A 14,639-nucleotide genomic window follows, 5' to 3' on the forward strand; every position below is an offset into this window, starting at 1 on the left:
TCGTCGCAGACTTCCCTTCTTGAGGTAAAACTGCTGCGTATTCAATCGGTTAGTTGCGAAATCCCGGCGTCAACTCCGTTTTCCCACGCCATGCCTCCAAGGCAATTGGAACCCTTCGTTTCGTTTGCTTGACGGAGGGCTGGCCTTGGGCGCACTCTTGGGTCTTAATGGTGTTGCTCAACAAGCGTTGGCCGCCGGGGAAGAAAAGCTGAAGCAGAACATATCATTGGAACGAGCAACGTGCTCGTTCGGATCGATACCGTATGCTTGGTAATCTTCTCTCAGGTCTTCGATCCGAAACAACCCTAGGAACGAGGAATACGCAGATGTTTGGAAAACTCAAGACACTCGCAATTGCACTTCACCAGGACGAGCGCGGCGACATGGCCCAGATCGTTCTCGCCGTCGCCCTGATCGTCATTCCGCTGATGCTGATCCTGCTCGCATTCGGCAAACAGATCGGCGAATGGTTCAACGAAAAGAACACGGCGCTCTCGGATGCCGAGAGAATTCCCGAGCCGGGTCAATAAGTGGGCCGGGATCATGGATACGACCTATGATCTGACCCTGATGCCTGCGGCGGCGGCTCTTGCCGTCGCCTGCGCCACGACCGCGGCGGTGCTCGATCACCGCCAGGGTCACATCCCGAACGCCGTGACCTATCCCTGCTTGCTTGCCGGCTTCATGCTGGCGGCAGTCAGCGGCGGTCTGGCCGGGATCGGCCTTGCCTTCGCCGGCCTCATTGCGGCCGGCATGATCTTCATCATCGCCTTCGCAGCCGGAAGCTGCGGCGGCGGCGATGTCAAGCTGATGGCGGCGCTCGGCGCCATTCTCGGCCTCTGGCCGGCCATCGACGTGACGCTTGCATCGCTGATGGTCGGCGGCGTGATCGCCGTCTTCTCGATGGCGCGGCGTGTTCAGTGGAGCGTGCTGGCCAGGACCGTCGGATTGTTCGCCCTGCTTCTGCCTGCCGGTTTCCGCGATGCCGCTTCGGTGCTGAAGCCACGCGAGACACATCATACCGTCCGCTTCGGCGTTGCTGCCGCTCTCGGACTTCTCTGGTGCCTTTTCATGCCTGATTTCACCCCTCTTTCACTCGTGAGGTAACGGCAATGCGCGCTGAACTCGAACGCCCCATCTTCGACGGTGCCTTCTGGAGTTCGATCCTGCACTCACGGACCTTCTGGATCCCTGAGGATCACGGCGCGCTCTTCGGGACCTTTGCGATTGCGATGATTTTGCTTGCCTCGATGCTGCTGCTGCCGCGGCTTTCCGCCCGCCGGCGCCGGATATCGGAGCTGCACGGCGATATCTCCGGCAGCACGACGATGATGGATTTCGTGCTCGTCACGCCGGTCTTCGTCTTCTTCATGTTCGTGGTGTTCCAATTCGCGATCCTGGCCAAAAACCACCTCTTCACCCATTATGCCGCTTATGCGGCGGCCCGCAGTGCCCGGGTCTATTTCTGCCCGGCCCTGCCGATCACCCTCCGGAGCTTCATCGACGCCAAGACCTGCGATGACGACGCTGCCCCGGGGAAGGCCGATCTTGCCGCCCGCCTGGCATTGATCCCGGCCGCCCCCTACGACCAGCTGAAATGTGTCGGCGCCTGTCAGCCGCCGGAAGAGGCGCTGAAAAGCCTTGCCGATGCCTCCGGCCTTTCGAAGAACTGGCGCGCAATGCGCAACCAGGCTCGCTACATGTTCGACCCGCAGAACGTCACGGTGACCGTCGACCGCGCGCCTATGGCGCTCTATGCCGCCATCAACCGCTCGCCGCATGTGCCGGTGACCGCCAGGGTCGAAGCGCGCTTCCTGCTGCTCGAATATGCCGGCTGGGTCTTTGCCCGCGGCCAGAGGAAAGACGGCCGCTACTACACGATCTCGACGGCGGAGGTGAACCTGCTATGACGCCGACCCTGATCAAACGCCTGCACCGCGACGAACGCGGCTTCCTGTCGCCGATCATCCTCTACATGACGATCGCGCTCGCCCTGATGATCGTATGGATCCTGAATACGGGACAGTTGATCTACGACAAGCAGCGCACCCAGGACACGGCAGACGCTGCCGCTATGGTCCATGCCGACTGGGAAGCGCGCTATCTCAACATCATGGCGATGAACAACGTCGCCTCCTCGCAGGCAACCGTGGTCATGGCGACCTCGGTCGCCTTCCAGCTCACCTCGGCGGAACTGGCGCTGCGCTCGGGCGTCATTCTGGCGAAACTCGCCGAATACTCTTTCACGGACGGCTTCGGACCGGCGTCGCTTCTGCCGCCGCTTCCGCCGATGCCCTATTGCCCCGGCTGGGAAAAGGTCCCGATCGTCGGCGGCATCATCTACGGCGCTTGCCTGGCTTTCCAGGGGTTCCGGGCGACGGAGGCCAGTCTTGCGATTGCATACACGGTAAAAGCACAGATCGATTATGATCCCTGGGGCCTGATCGTGAAGTCTAGCGACATCATCGACGCGATGAACGACCTCAACGACTACCTGGTCGAGAGCTTTCCGCAGCGGGTCGGCAATGAGGCCCTGCATCTGGTGCGCCTGAACAAGTCGGATCATGTCGTCTTCCATCCGCCGTGCGAATCCTGCGACCAGGCCGGAGAAGGTGCGGGCGGTAACCTGCCGGTCGATCGCGATGGCATCAATCCCGCCTCGGCCTATGCTGAAATGTGCCTTGCGATGAGCAGGGGTACGGAGGGACAGGACCCGTTTCTGATGCGTGGCGAGTATGCCAACCGCGGCTTCCCCAACGGCAAAGGCCCGCTGACCGCGGGCGGAGTCGACGGCAGCCATATTCGCGACTTTGTCAACCACAAGAGTGGCATCGACAATGCACTGGTGAACTTCTACATCTTTTACGAAGCCTTCGGCCCGGCCTACCTGAGCAAGGTGCCGTTCAAAGCGATTGTCGAACAATATGCCGGCGATCTGAGCTGGCTGGAAGAAGCAGCGCTCGATGTCAGCTTCTGGCTCGCAGACAAGGTCTTCGGTGTCGGGTTCGGCATCGTGAACCCCTTCCAGCTGCCGATCGACGTGCCGCCGCGCTATTCGGACTCACAGACAAAAGACGAGAACGATTTCACCCGCAAGTTCGACATGATCTGGAACCAGGTCTGCGGCCCGGCGGGTGGCGCGATCTCTGTGGCGGGTGTTGACCTGCCGGTCATCTCCTTCCCCAAGCCTTACTGGCTGAAGGGACGCATACCCTTCAACTTCACGCCGTTTGGCGGCGAACAACTCGACGACTACCAGACGCTGGCGATCGTTTCACGCGCCCCGCGCGCCAGGCTGCAGATCCGCATCTTCAAGGACAAGACACCATCCGCCTATGCGCTCGCGCAGAGCTGGGTTCACAACTATACGGCCTTCGATCTCTACACCCAGGACTGGCTCGCATCGCTTGCACCCGACACGCTCGCCGACGACACCGGCGAGGTTTCGAACACCATCAAGCAGAGCCCGGCCGCCGATAGTTTCACCGGCCTGACCCGCGTCTTCGACAAGGGAGGAGCCAATGCCTGGGCTGCCGTCAACACACACTGAGCATGTCGGCGGCGCGCCGGCCGGCGGCCTGCTGATGCGGCTGCATCGCGACAGGCGCGGCCTGGCCTCGATCGAATTCGTGCTCGCAGCACCGGTCATCCTGCTGATCGTGATCTTCATGATCCACGCAAACCGGATTTCCACCAAGAAGGTGGGAACCATGCTTGCCATGCGCAACGCCGCTTTCGCCGAGGCGAATGGGCTGGACTGTACGTCGGATTTCTCGAACGTCTTTCCAATCCCGTCCTTGCCGGCGTTGCCCGGAAGTGACGCCATGAGCTGCTCGCGCACCCCCTCGCATGAAGGCGACGGCGACCCTCAGCGCACCTTTGTCTGGGACGACGTCCAGAACACGCTGAAGAGCGACGGTCGCGATTTCGGCGATATGGTCGGCGACCTCGCCAATGAGAAGCCGCAGCTGGTCACCGCGACGGCCGACCGGGTCTACAAGTTCAGGGATTCCGACGACCTCGATACGATCAGGAGCATCCGCTGGAAGGATGCGTTCACGGTGGACGACGCAACGCTGTTTGCCTCGCACAACAACAATACGACGCGCCGAGGCTATGACCCGACACTGCGCCGGGAAATCCGCGATGTGGCCGACGATTCCGGCGATCTCTTCGACGGCGTCTTTCCGGGAGCGAAATAGGATGAGACAGGGAGCGCGCATCTCCATCCGTTTCGCCGGCCATCTCACTGGTTTGGCGCTCGTCATCGGGCTCGCTGCCATGGTCGTGGCCAAACCAGGCCATGCGGAGGTCTACAAGGATTTCCGGGCGACGCTGAATTCGATGCTGGCCGGCATTCTCGGCGCACCGGAACGTTCGCCGCGCGATCTCGTCATCAACGGCCAGCCGCTCGAATTCACGCCCTATCAGAGCGATCGCAGCATTTCCGATATCACCGACGAATGGCTGCGGGTGCTGGCCGTCAATACCCGGCCTGCCCTGCCGAAAAGCAACGACAGCCAAGAACTGACCGCGGTCATTGCCGCCAACATGCTGATCGTCCCGAAGACCAGCCGCATCCGAGACGATCTCGCCGTGGTGGTTCGGTTCTTCGACGGCGACGGCGAGGCAGCCCTCGATTATCTCAGACGGCAGGACCCGGCAAATCCCTCGGCGAGAGCACCGATCCCCGGCGTCTCGATCATGATCCGCCGGCCCGCCGATGCGCCGGTGACAGAGGTGCTGATGAGCCGCTTCGAGGACGTCGCTTCGTCCCTGCCGGCCTTCGCGGCTTCGGCCGATGTCAGCAAGCTGCCGCCGTCGCTGCGTCCGCCGGCCGGCGTCGAGGTGCTGAGCGATATCGGCGACCGCGACAAGGGCCACACGTCGCGCACGGTCGTGTCGAAAGGCCGGCTATCGGCCGTACGCTGGGCCGATGCGCGCGCCGAGCTGCTGGCCCGTGACGGCTTCACCATCGAGGCGCCGCCGGCTGAGCGCGGCGGGGTCACCGCCCTTTATGGCCGGCGCGGCAGCGTCGAGGCCAATGTTCTCTACACCAGCAGCAAGACCGACGGCCGGACCGTCGAGGTCATTCAAATCAGGCAACCCTTCCTCGAAGGAACAACACCATGAACTGGAAGCTCATCGCGGCTGTCATCGTCGGGCTCATCACCGGCGTTCTGCTCTACTTCTGGACCGAGAGCGTCAAGAACGAGCAGGTAGCCTATGCCTTCATGCGGCTCCAGCCCGACAGGAAGGTGACGCGAGGTCAAGCGATCACGCCCGACATGCTCGCCGAACCGGTCATGCTGCCGGAAAGCTTCGGGGCGCTCGCCAAGCTCGCGGTTCCCGCGGCCAGCGCTTACCAGGAATGGCTGAAGGACAGGACGGCCGCCGCCGACATTCCCGCCGGCTCGGTGCTTCTGTTCCAGTATTTCGACGATAATGACGGCGGACGCCTGACGACGATGATCGCGCCCGGCAAGCGGGCGCTCACCCTTCCCGTCAATGCGGCCGCAGCCGTCGGCCACTTCGTCGAGCCGGGCAGCTATGTCGATATCCTCGGCACGGTCGATGAACCGGTCGAACCCGTCGCACCTGCCGCTGCAGCCCAGCCGGGAACCCCCGGCCAGGCGCCTGCCGCGCCCGGACAAGCCCCGACTGTGGCCGGACAGCCGCAGGCTCCGGCCCAGCCGCAGTCGCCGGCCGAGCAGATGCTGAAGAACTATCTCAACCAATATCCAGGGGCCGACGAGAATGACGTCAACGCCTACCGCAAACAGGCGCAAGACTATAAACTCGGCATGAGCTCGCGCACCCGCGTCGTCACCCGCACCTTCCTGCAGAATGTCAAAGTGCTGGCCGTCGGCGCGGCGACGACGGCGGAAGGTGCCATTACCAAGGCCAACAGCACGTACAATAACGTGACCGTCGAAGTCACACCGTCGGAAGCCGAAATGCTGATTTTTGCCATGGGCCAGTCGAACGGCAGTCTGAACCTCGTGCTGCGCAATCCCGCCGACAATACCGTCGAGGAACTGCCGAGCATCAACTGGACGCGTATGTGACCGTCGCGGAGGAGTGAGCCATGCTGTTGAAGATTTCCTATGAGGATGGCAGCGGCCGGGAGGTGATCCCGCTTTCTTCGAATGAGACCTATTTCGTCGGCGAAAGCAGCACGCTGACGCTGCCGGCCGGCGCCGGGGTCGTGCGGCTGCGCGGCAGCCACGTCTCTTCGCCGCAATTCGTGCTGCGCAAGTCCGGTCAGGGCTGGTCGGTGCAGCATCACGGCCGCAATCCGACGCGTGTCGACGACCAGCCGCTTCGGGCCGGCACGCCGGTTGCGATCTCGGCCGGCATGTCGATCTGGGTGCCGAACGTCACGATCGAACTCGTCGAGCCGACCGCGGCCGCCGAAGTCGTGACGCAGTTTCCGGACCAGGAGCGGGTGCTGGCGCTGCAGATGGAAGTCCATGAGCGATTGCTAAAAGACACGCAATATGACCGGCTGGTGAAATCCTCCGATTTCGGCCGCGAGGACACGCGAAACCGCATCCGCGAACGGCTCGACATGTTCATCAAGGAGGCGCTCGACAGTGCGCCGCAGGATCTGGTCATCCTCGTCATCAAGAACGCCGTCTATCGGTGGCTGGCAAAACGCATTGCCCGCACCGGGCGGCGCGATGCTTCGTCGAATGCCGCAAGCCTATCGCGCGAGGAGCAGGACAATCGCCGGCTGTTCGACGTCGGCAAGGCGCTGATCTCGGCGCTGCAGCTGAAGCTGAATTTCGAATCCACCCGCGCCGACTTCGCCCAGCTCGACACGCGGTTCAGCGCCGCCTTCCAGTCCCGCCAGGCCCTCTTCAACGCCGGCGACCGCTACGAGATCGCCCATATGCATCTGCGCTCCAATATCGAGGAGCTGATGTACCGCTGGGGGACGATCTCGGAGCTGATGGATCTCGACGTCATCTCGGAAATCATGGTGACGCGTTATGACGAGATCTATGTCGAAAAATTCGGCCTGCTGGAACGGTATCCCTTCGCCTTTGCCAATGAGCGGCAGTTGATGAAGGTGATCGAGCGCATCGCCGTCGATTCCAACCGCTCGATCAACGAGAGCGAGGCGATGGCCGACTTCCGCATGCCGGATGGATCGCGCGTCAACGCCGTGATCCCGCCGCTGGCGGTCAAGGGCGCCTGCCTGACCATCCGCAAGTTCGGCGGCAAGTCGCGTCTCGATATCAGCAAGCTGGTTACCGCCGGCGCGCTCAGCGAGCCGATGCGCGCCTTTCTTGAGGCGGCCGTCCGCTCGCGCAAGAACATCGTCGTCTCCGGCGGCACCGGCTCCGGCAAGACGACGCTGTTGAACAGCCTGTCGCAGTTCATCCCGATCGGCGAACGCGTCGTTGCCGTCGAGGACACGTCGGAACTGCAGCTCGACGGCATCCATGTGGTCTATCTGCAATCGCGGCCGAAGACGGCGGAATCCGAAACCAGCGTTACCATCCGCGACCTGGTGCGCAACGCGCTGCGCATGCGCCCCGACCGCATCATCGTCGGCGAGTGCCGGGGTGCCGAGGCGATCGACATGCTGCAGGCGATGAACACCGGCCATGCCGGCTCGATGACGACGGCGCATGCCAATACGCCGCAGGACATGATGACCCGGCTTGAGGTGATGGTGCTGCAGGGTCAGAGCTCGCTGCCGGTCATGGCGATCCGCCAGCAGATCGTCGCCGCCGTCGAACTCGTCGTCCAGCTCAACCGTCTGGCGAATGGCCGGCGTGCGGTGACCGAGATTTCCGAGGTGATCGGCATCGATCCGGATACCGGTCTGGTCATCGTCGAGCCGATCTTCCATCTGGTCGGCCGCGCCGGCGGCCAGGCGGTGCATGCCTTTACAGGCTACCTGCCGAGCTTCGTCGCCGAACTCGTCGAGTTCGGGGAAGACGGCGAAATCGAAAAACTCGATATGTTCGTTTAGAGCGGTTCAGGTTTTGCGGAAGCGCAGAACCGCTCTAAGCTTTTGTTTTTACGCAATTCCCGGCAAAAGGGCTTTGCGGTTTGCCTGGGAAAACCGCTTCGCACTTTTCCTGGAATTGCTCTGAGGGGGAAGCAATGTATATCAGCATTCTGCAGATTTTTACGGTCGCCCTTGGCGCGGTGACGGCGGGGCTGCTCGTCTGGGGCGCGCCGGTGCACTGGCCGGCGCCGCTGCTGCGCGCCACCGAACGTGATATTGCGCTGGCCAGCGAGGCAGCACAGGTCTTTGGGCGTGATGCCGTTCCGCCGTATACGATGATCCTTGCCTACGCCATCACGGCGATCGTCGTCTTCATCGTCGTCTCGCTGATCTTCGGGCCGATCTTCGGCATCGTCGTTGCCATCCCGGTCGCCTTGTTCCTGCCTAAGGCGGTGATCCGCCACTTCCTGCACCGGCGCTGGCTGCAGATCGAATCGCAGCTTCCCTATGCCGTCGACCAGATCGTCTCGGCGGTGCGCACCGGCAAGCCGCTCGCCGTGGCCGTCAATGCGGTGGCCGATACCGGCCAGATGCCGGCCTCGCGCGAATTCGAGCGCATCGCCCGCGAACAGAAGCTCGGCATCGGCCTGGTCGAGGCGCTCGACCGCCACGCCCGCACCGTGCCGAGCCTGCACTTCAAGATGGTCGATGCGGCCCTCGGTCTGTTTGCCCGCCAAGGCGGCGATATTTCCGAGCCGCTGACCGAAATGTCGAAATCCTTCAAGGAAATATGGAAGCTCGATCAGAAGATCACCACCTCGTCGTCGCAGGCGCGCATGAATTTCCGCGTCGTCAACGGCGGCGCGCTGTTCATGATCCTGATGATCTTCTTCGGGCAGCCTGAATTGATCGACAAGGTGTTCGGCAACGCCATCGGCATCGTCATCGCGATCGTCGGCGCCATTCTCTATGCCACCGGCTTCTTCTGGATGCGCTCGATGATGAAGGTGTCGGTCTGATGTCTCAAATTCCTCTCGCCCCGATTGCGGTGGTTTTTGCCGGCATTACCGCGGCCCTCTTCGTCTGGTGGATCGGCGATCTGCTCGGCAGCATCCAGGTGGTGCGCCGATCCCGCGGCGGCGATGGCCCGCCGCCGAATATCGTCGACAGCATCGGCATGCGCACGCCGGTCGAATTCGTGCTGCTGCACTTCGAGCCGCTGCTGGAAGATTACGGCGTCAAGCTCGAGCAGAAGCTGATCTATGGCGGCCGGCCGTTCGGCGGCGTCACCGGGCGGGAATATATCGCGCTTCTCGTTGTCCTCAGCCTCTTCGGCTTCGTCCTGCTCGGCGTGCTGTTCGGCATTGCCAGCGGCAGCATCATCGGCGGCCTGGTCGCCGGTCTGATCCTCGGGCTGATCCCCGCCATCTATTTCTGGGTGGTCGCCGACGACAAGATGCAGGATCGCAAGGAACGCATTTCGCGCGAATTTCCCTATTTCCTCGATCTCGTCGTCATGACGCAGCAGGCGCAGGCGACCCTGCCGGAAAGCCTGCGGCTTTATGCCGAGGCGGCACCCGGCACGGTGATGAGCGAAGAGATCGATCAGACGCTGAAGGACGTGGCGCTCGGCACCGGCATGGTCGAGGCGCTGCAGCGCCTGGAGCGGCGCATGACTGCCGAGGAGGTCATCCGCGTCATCCGTGCGGTGATCCAGGGCGAGGTCGAGGGCAGCAACCGCGTCGAGCTTCTGCGCGAACATGCGCGCGACCTGCGCTTCCGCCGCTGGGAAAAGGCCGACAGGGCCAGTGAAAAGCTGAAAGCCAAGATCGTCATGCCGGCGATGATGATCGTCGTGTCGATCCTGCTTCTGGTGCTGGCGCCGGCAATTGTCGAGATGATGTCGAGTGGGATGTTCTGATCATGGCCTTTTCCTTCTTTCGCGGAAACAAACCCAGCCTTCTGCAGACCGGACCCGGCGGCCAGAGCCGCAGCCATGTGCTCGACCGGCCTGAGATGTCGATCGGCCGGGCTTCGAATGCCGATATCGTCGTCGACGATCCGTTTCTGGCGCCGATCCATGCGCGCATCGAAAAACAGAACGACGGCGGCTTCATCATTCGCCGCATGGGGCTGAACCCGATTATGCTGCGCGGCGAAGCCCTCTTGCAGACTGCCTCGCTGAAGACAGGCGACAGCTTCCGCCTCGGCAAGGATGTCGAATTCCAGTTTCTGGAGAAGGCGCCGGCCAAGGAGGCGCCGAAGAAGGAGGCATCCAAGACTGGTGACGACAAGCCGAAGAAGCCGCTGCTCAAGCAGCCGGCTTTCCTCGCCGGCATGGGTGTCGTCTATCTCGCCATCGTCGGCATCATCGGCTACGTGATCCTGTCCGATAGCGGCAGCACCGAGGGCGGACCGACCGCCGAGCGTATCAACGCCGAGGCCGCCCGCATCCCGACCTGCATCAAGAACGCCCGGCGCATGCGCCAGGTCTCCGAACCAAGCTTCAACGGCGCCGTCGGCGGCCGTGTCGGCCGCGATGGCGATGCAACCTATGCTGCCCTTTCGCTGGCGGCCGAACCGTCGGACGACGCGGCGCTGGCAAAGGCCGCCGAGCCGATCGTCGAGGCCTACAAACGCACCGCAATTGCCGCCCTTGCCTCGGAAACCCGCGGCAACAAAACGCTGGCGCTGAGCCTCTACCAGCAGACCTATGATCTCGTGCCCGACATTAACTGCTCGGCGGCGCGTTTTGCGCTGCAGCGGCGAGCGGCCGTGAAGCCGCCTGCCAAGCGTTGATCGCAGGTCCGGAATTGCGTGAAAACAAAGAGATAGAACGCGAAACCGCTACGCATTTTTGCTGGAATTGCTCTTTGTTCGGGACGTTGGACGTAAGAGAGTTCAGGCTGACGCGACGAGGTCGGAAGCGAAGGCGCGATAGCTATGGAGCGGGCGTCCCAGCAGTTGAGTGAGACGCTCGACATCGCCCGCTTCCGGCACCATGCCGTCGCTGACATAGCGTTCGGCCATCAGCCTCATCTCGTAGGCCATCCATTTCGGCATGAAGGTGGCGAGATTCTGCTCGAACGCCGTGGGGTCGTCGCCGCCATAGATGACCGGGCGACCCAGGACCTCCGACCAGATGGCGGCGAGGTCCGAGCCGGTCAGCGTATTCGGGCCAACCAGGTTGATGGTCTCGACCGGCAGCTTGCCGGGTGCTCGATCCCGCCGGATCAGCTCGATCGCCGCGACCTCGGCGATGTCTCGGGTGTCGACCATGGCCACCCCCTTGCTGCCAATCGGCATCGGATAGACGCCATGATTGAAGATGACGTCTTTGATCATGAGCTCATTGTCGATGAAGTAGGCCGGACGCAAGATAGTGGCGCTAAAACCCATCGCTTCGATCATCCGTTCGGCACCCGACTTCACCGCGAAGTGGGGCACGTTCACGAACCGCTCGCTATGGATGACGGACAGGTAGACGACACGCTCGACGCCTGACTCGCGCGCAATGTTGAGAGCGATGAGCGCTTGCGTAAATTCGTCGCCCGCCACCGCGTTCAGAAGGAAAAGCGTTCTGATGCCGTCGAAGGCGGCGCGCAATGCGTCGATGTCGAGCATGTCGCCCTGCACGACCTCCACGTCGGCCGGGAGGTTGGCCTTTGAGGGATCGCGGACGAGAACGCGAACCGAGGCTTTGCGCTTGAGAAGTTGGCTGACAACCTGGCGGCCCACGCGGCCGGTTGCGCCTGTAACAAGGATAGTCATGTGATTTCTCCGGGGTAGTCATTGTTGACAACCCGAATATGGATGGCTCACAGATGATCCAATAGACGCTGAATCTGGACGCCGCGTCTCATGGATGGAACAGATGGATTTGCTTGCCCTCGCCGATTTCGTCACCGTCGCCCGCCACGGCGGCTTCGGCCGCGCCGCACGCGCTGCCGGCCGTCCCAAAGCCACGCTCTCGCGCCGGGTAGCGGAACTCGAAGCCAGCCTCGGGCTCCGGCTATTCGAGCGCGGTGCGCGTATGCTCAAGCTGACGGAGGAGGGGCGAGCGCTTCATGAGAGGGCTGGCGCGCTGCTGACGGAACTCGACGAAACGGCCGCAGCCATCGCATTCGGCGGCAACAGCCCGCGGGGCAGGTTGCGGATCAGTGCACCATTGCTGTTTTCCCAGACGGCGATGGGCAAACTGGCCGCGGGATTCGCCCTTAGATATCCGGAGGTCCGCCTGGAGATCACGACAGAGGACCGTGCCGTCGACATGGTGGAGGAAGGATACGACGTGGTGATCCGTGTCAATCCAGACCCGGATGAGAGCCTTGTCGGACGGGTTTTCCTGCGTGATGGACTGGTGATTGTAGCAAGCCCGAGCGTTCCGCACCCGGCGAAGGGGGCAGTGGTGCCCGTGGTCGTCCGCGGCTCGCTGGATCAAGGCGGGTCCTGGACGATGATGACGCCGACCGGGCAATCCAAGATTGTCGTTGATCCAGTTCTTTGCCTATCTTCGCTGACCATGGTCCGAGATGCCGTCCGGATGGGCATCGGCGCGGCGCGTCTTCCTGTATCCCTGGTCAGCCGTGATCTTGCTGCCGGCACACTGGTCCGTTGGGGAGATGTCGATGGGCCTGAAACGCGGCTCTGGGCTCTCTATCCATCGCGACGGCTACTCAGCGCGCGTGTGTCCGCCTTCCTCGACTATTTGAAAGTGGCCTTTCCCATGGGTACGGCGGAAGAGCTGGCAGCCTATGTCGAGGGATAGGTTCTGATCTCTCGAAGCGACCGAGTGCATGAAAAGGTTAGCTCTCTCTTGTGTGTGAGCAACATCATGACCATCGACCGCCCGAACGAGACATCGCACCCTTCGCGTCTCGTTGAAGGGGATGACGAGCCGATAGACGACGCGCTTTCGCAACGCCTCGGTCAGGATTGTCGTCATCCCCGCTCGGATCAGCCTGCAGCGTTCGGCACCGGCGTGTTGAGCAGTTGCTGTTCCCACAGGAATGCGATCCCGCTACCGCCGGCATGCTGGGTAATCACCTCGGTCAAGGCGGCGGCCTGGTCGGTCCGGGCCCAGTCGCGCTGCCATTCGGACGCCAGTGCCATCCACGTCATCATGTTTGCGCCAGCCGCGATCATGCGCTGGATGGCGACCTCATGGGCTTCGACCGATACAGCGCCGGACGCGTCGGTGATGACAGTCACATCCCAGCCTTCGCCGAGGGCCTGGATCGTCGGCATCGCGACGCAGACCTCGGTCCACAGACCGGCAATGATCAGCTGCTTGCGGCCGGTCGCCTTGACCGCGTCCACCACTTTGCGATCCTCCCAGGTATTGATGAACGTCCGGTCGATCACCTCCTGACCAGGAAACACATCCGTGATCTGGGGGAAGAGGAGACCGCCTCGCGCGGCGATCACCGTGGTCAGGATTGTCGGAACACCGAAGGCCTTGGCGGCCTTCGCCAGCCCCGTCGTATTGTTGATCACCATCTGCGGCTCGTGGCTGTTCACATTCGCGAGCTGGTAAGGCTGGTGATCGATCAGAACGAGGACCGAATCCTCGGGACGAAGAAGCGAAGCAAGGCCATTGCGAAAAGTCATGAATACATCCTCTGCTGCCGTTGTGTGGGAGGTTGGTATGCCGGGTGACACGCGCCAGCAGCGGCGCTGCCTCCGAAACGGACACTGTCATTCCCATTTGCGATACGGTAGTGCTCTCTCGTGCCAAGCTGTGTTGCGAAATGGGGAACGCCGAAGTGGATATTGAAGAGCTCAGGACATTCGTGGAAGTTGCGGATGCGGGTGGCGTTACATCAGCCGCGCGCCGGCTCGGCATCTCCAAGTCAATCGTCAGCCGGCGGCTCGTCCGGCTTGAAGCGGATCTCGGCGTCCAGCTTCTTGCACGAACCACCCGCGGCGCGGCGCTCACCGAGGCCGGGATCACGTTTCGGGACTATGCGGCCAGGGTCTGCGCCGAGATCGACGCGGCCAGGGAGACGATCCTGCCCGCCGGTGACCTTTGCGGCCGCCTGAGAGTTGCACTGCCGCTTTCCTTCGGCCCGACCCACTTCGCGCCCGTGCTCGCGGACATGGCGCGACGCCACCCCCAGCTTCACATCGACACCTCCTACAGCGATCGCTTCGTCGATCTCATTGCAGAGGGTTTCGATTGTGCGATCCGGGTTGGTTTCCTTCCGGACTCCAACCTGATCGCAAAGCGCGTCGGACCGATTTATGGCAAGCTCGTCGCGAGCCCGGACTATATCAAAGGCAATGGTTCACCTGCGAGGCCGGAGGACCTCGCCGCCCATCAGGCCCTCATGCAGGGAACGGAAACCTGGCAATTCATGGATGGCGACAGGATCGTCACGGTTCATCCGCGGGGGCGATTCAAGGCGGACAACGCCACGGCACTTGCCGCCGCCGCATTGGCAGGGCTCGGCATCGCCTGGATCCCCGACGGCATCACCCATCAATACGTGGCCTCCGGCGCGCTGGTTCCGGTCATGACACGCTATCCTCCGCCTCCGGCAGGCATCTACGTCATCCGCCCGCCGGGCCAGCATCCCGCCCGCAAGGTACGGGTCCTCTCCGAAATGCTGATCGAGTGTTTCGAACAGGCCCCGCAGCCAGCGGGCTTCGATCGCTAACCCCCGAAGGGCGC

At 62.6% G+C, this 14,639-nt stretch carries 15 protein-coding genes; 13 read left to right on the plus strand and 2 right to left on the minus strand.

Annotation, left to right across the window (positions count from 1 at the left end; translation table 11 throughout):
• Window positions 1-326: 326 nt before the first annotated feature.
• From HJB83_RS26265 to HJB83_RS26315, 11 genes are all read left to right on the plus strand, one after another.
• On the plus strand, window positions 327-530 hold the full coding sequence (locus HJB83_RS26265; RefSeq protein WP_007628054.1) for a hypothetical protein: 204 nt from the start codon (window positions 327-329) through the stop codon (window positions 528-530).
• Window positions 531-543: 13 nt separating this feature from the next.
• The gene (locus tag HJB83_RS26270) at window positions 544-1,107 is read left to right on the plus strand and encodes a prepilin peptidase (protein ID WP_207585339.1); all 564 of its coding nucleotides are present in this window, start codon (window positions 544-546) and stop codon (window positions 1,105-1,107) included.
• 5 nt (window positions 1,108-1,112) lie between these two features.
• Window positions 1,113-1,910: a TadE/TadG family type IV pilus assembly protein gene (locus HJB83_RS26275; protein ID WP_207585340.1), complete on the plus strand. Its 798-nt coding sequence runs from the start codon at window positions 1,113-1,115 to the stop codon at window positions 1,908-1,910.
• Window positions 1,907-3,550: a pilus assembly protein TadG-related protein gene (locus tag HJB83_RS26280; RefSeq protein WP_207585341.1), complete on the plus strand. Its 1,644-nt coding sequence runs from the start codon at window positions 1,907-1,909 to the stop codon at window positions 3,548-3,550. The genes HJB83_RS26275 and HJB83_RS26280 overlap by 4 nt, the downstream gene beginning before the upstream one ends.
• Window positions 3,522-4,202 (plus strand): TadE/TadG family type IV pilus assembly protein, encoded by a 681-nt coding sequence (locus HJB83_RS26285; protein WP_207585342.1) that lies wholly within the window; start codon window positions 3,522-3,524, stop codon window positions 4,200-4,202. The genes HJB83_RS26280 and HJB83_RS26285 overlap by 29 nt, the downstream gene beginning before the upstream one ends.
• Before the next feature lies 1 nt (window position 4,203).
• The gene (locus HJB83_RS26290) at window positions 4,204-5,133 is read left to right on the plus strand and encodes a hypothetical protein (protein ID WP_207585343.1); all 930 of its coding nucleotides are present in this window, start codon (window positions 4,204-4,206) and stop codon (window positions 5,131-5,133) included.
• Window positions 5,130-6,068 (plus strand): Flp pilus assembly protein CpaB, encoded by a 939-nt coding sequence (locus HJB83_RS26295; protein WP_207585344.1) that lies wholly within the window; start codon window positions 5,130-5,132, stop codon window positions 6,066-6,068. Before HJB83_RS26290 ends, HJB83_RS26295 begins: the two co-directional genes overlap by 4 nt.
• Window positions 6,069-6,088: 20 nt before the next feature.
• Window positions 6,089-7,987, plus strand: coding sequence for an ATPase, T2SS/T4P/T4SS family (locus HJB83_RS26300; RefSeq protein WP_207585345.1), 1,899 nt, complete (start codon window positions 6,089-6,091; stop codon window positions 7,985-7,987).
• A gap of 134 nt (window positions 7,988-8,121) precedes the next feature.
• The gene (locus tag HJB83_RS26305; RefSeq protein ID WP_221115559.1) at window positions 8,122-8,985 is read left to right on the plus strand and encodes a type II secretion system F family protein; all 864 of its coding nucleotides are present in this window, start codon (window positions 8,122-8,124) and stop codon (window positions 8,983-8,985) included.
• Window positions 8,985-9,887: a type II secretion system F family protein gene (locus HJB83_RS26310; RefSeq protein ID WP_221132916.1), complete on the plus strand. Its 903-nt coding sequence runs from the start codon at window positions 8,985-8,987 to the stop codon at window positions 9,885-9,887. Before HJB83_RS26305 ends, HJB83_RS26310 begins: the two co-directional genes overlap by 1 nt.
• Before the next feature lie 2 nt (window positions 9,888-9,889).
• On the plus strand, window positions 9,890-10,765 hold the full coding sequence (locus HJB83_RS26315) for an FHA domain-containing protein (RefSeq protein ID WP_207585348.1): 876 nt from the start codon (window positions 9,890-9,892) through the stop codon (window positions 10,763-10,765).
• Between the two features lie 102 nt (window positions 10,766-10,867).
• On the opposite strand, the gene HJB83_RS26320 is transcribed toward HJB83_RS26315, so the two are convergent.
• Window positions 10,868-11,737, minus strand: a complete 870-nt coding sequence (locus HJB83_RS26320; RefSeq protein WP_207585349.1) for an SDR family oxidoreductase — start codon at window positions 11,735-11,737, stop codon at window positions 10,868-10,870.
• A gap of 103 nt (window positions 11,738-11,840) precedes the next feature.
• Here HJB83_RS26320 and HJB83_RS26325 point away from each other — a divergent pair, with 103 nt between their 5' ends.
• A complete protein-coding gene (locus tag HJB83_RS26325; protein WP_207585350.1) occupies window positions 11,841-12,734 on the plus strand; it encodes a LysR family transcriptional regulator in 894 nt (297 codons plus the stop codon).
• 188 nt (window positions 12,735-12,922) lie between these two features.
• Here the strand turns inward: HJB83_RS26325 and HJB83_RS26330 are convergent, their stop codons facing one another.
• Window positions 12,923-13,576 carry a hydrolase gene (locus HJB83_RS26330; protein WP_207585351.1) on the minus strand — a complete coding sequence of 218 codons (654 nt, stop codon included), beginning with the start codon at window positions 13,574-13,576 and terminating at the stop codon, window positions 12,923-12,925.
• A 155-nt stretch (window positions 13,577-13,731) separates the two neighbouring features.
• Here HJB83_RS26330 and HJB83_RS26335 point away from each other — a divergent pair, with 155 nt between their 5' ends.
• Window positions 13,732-14,625 (plus strand): LysR family transcriptional regulator, encoded by an 894-nt coding sequence (locus HJB83_RS26335; RefSeq protein ID WP_207585352.1) that lies wholly within the window; start codon window positions 13,732-13,734, stop codon window positions 14,623-14,625.
• Window positions 14,626-14,639: the final 14 nt, after the last annotated feature.

The organism is Rhizobium sp. NZLR11 (assembly GCF_019685115.1).
Taxonomy (GTDB): Bacteria; Pseudomonadota; Alphaproteobacteria; order Rhizobiales; family Rhizobiaceae; genus Rhizobium.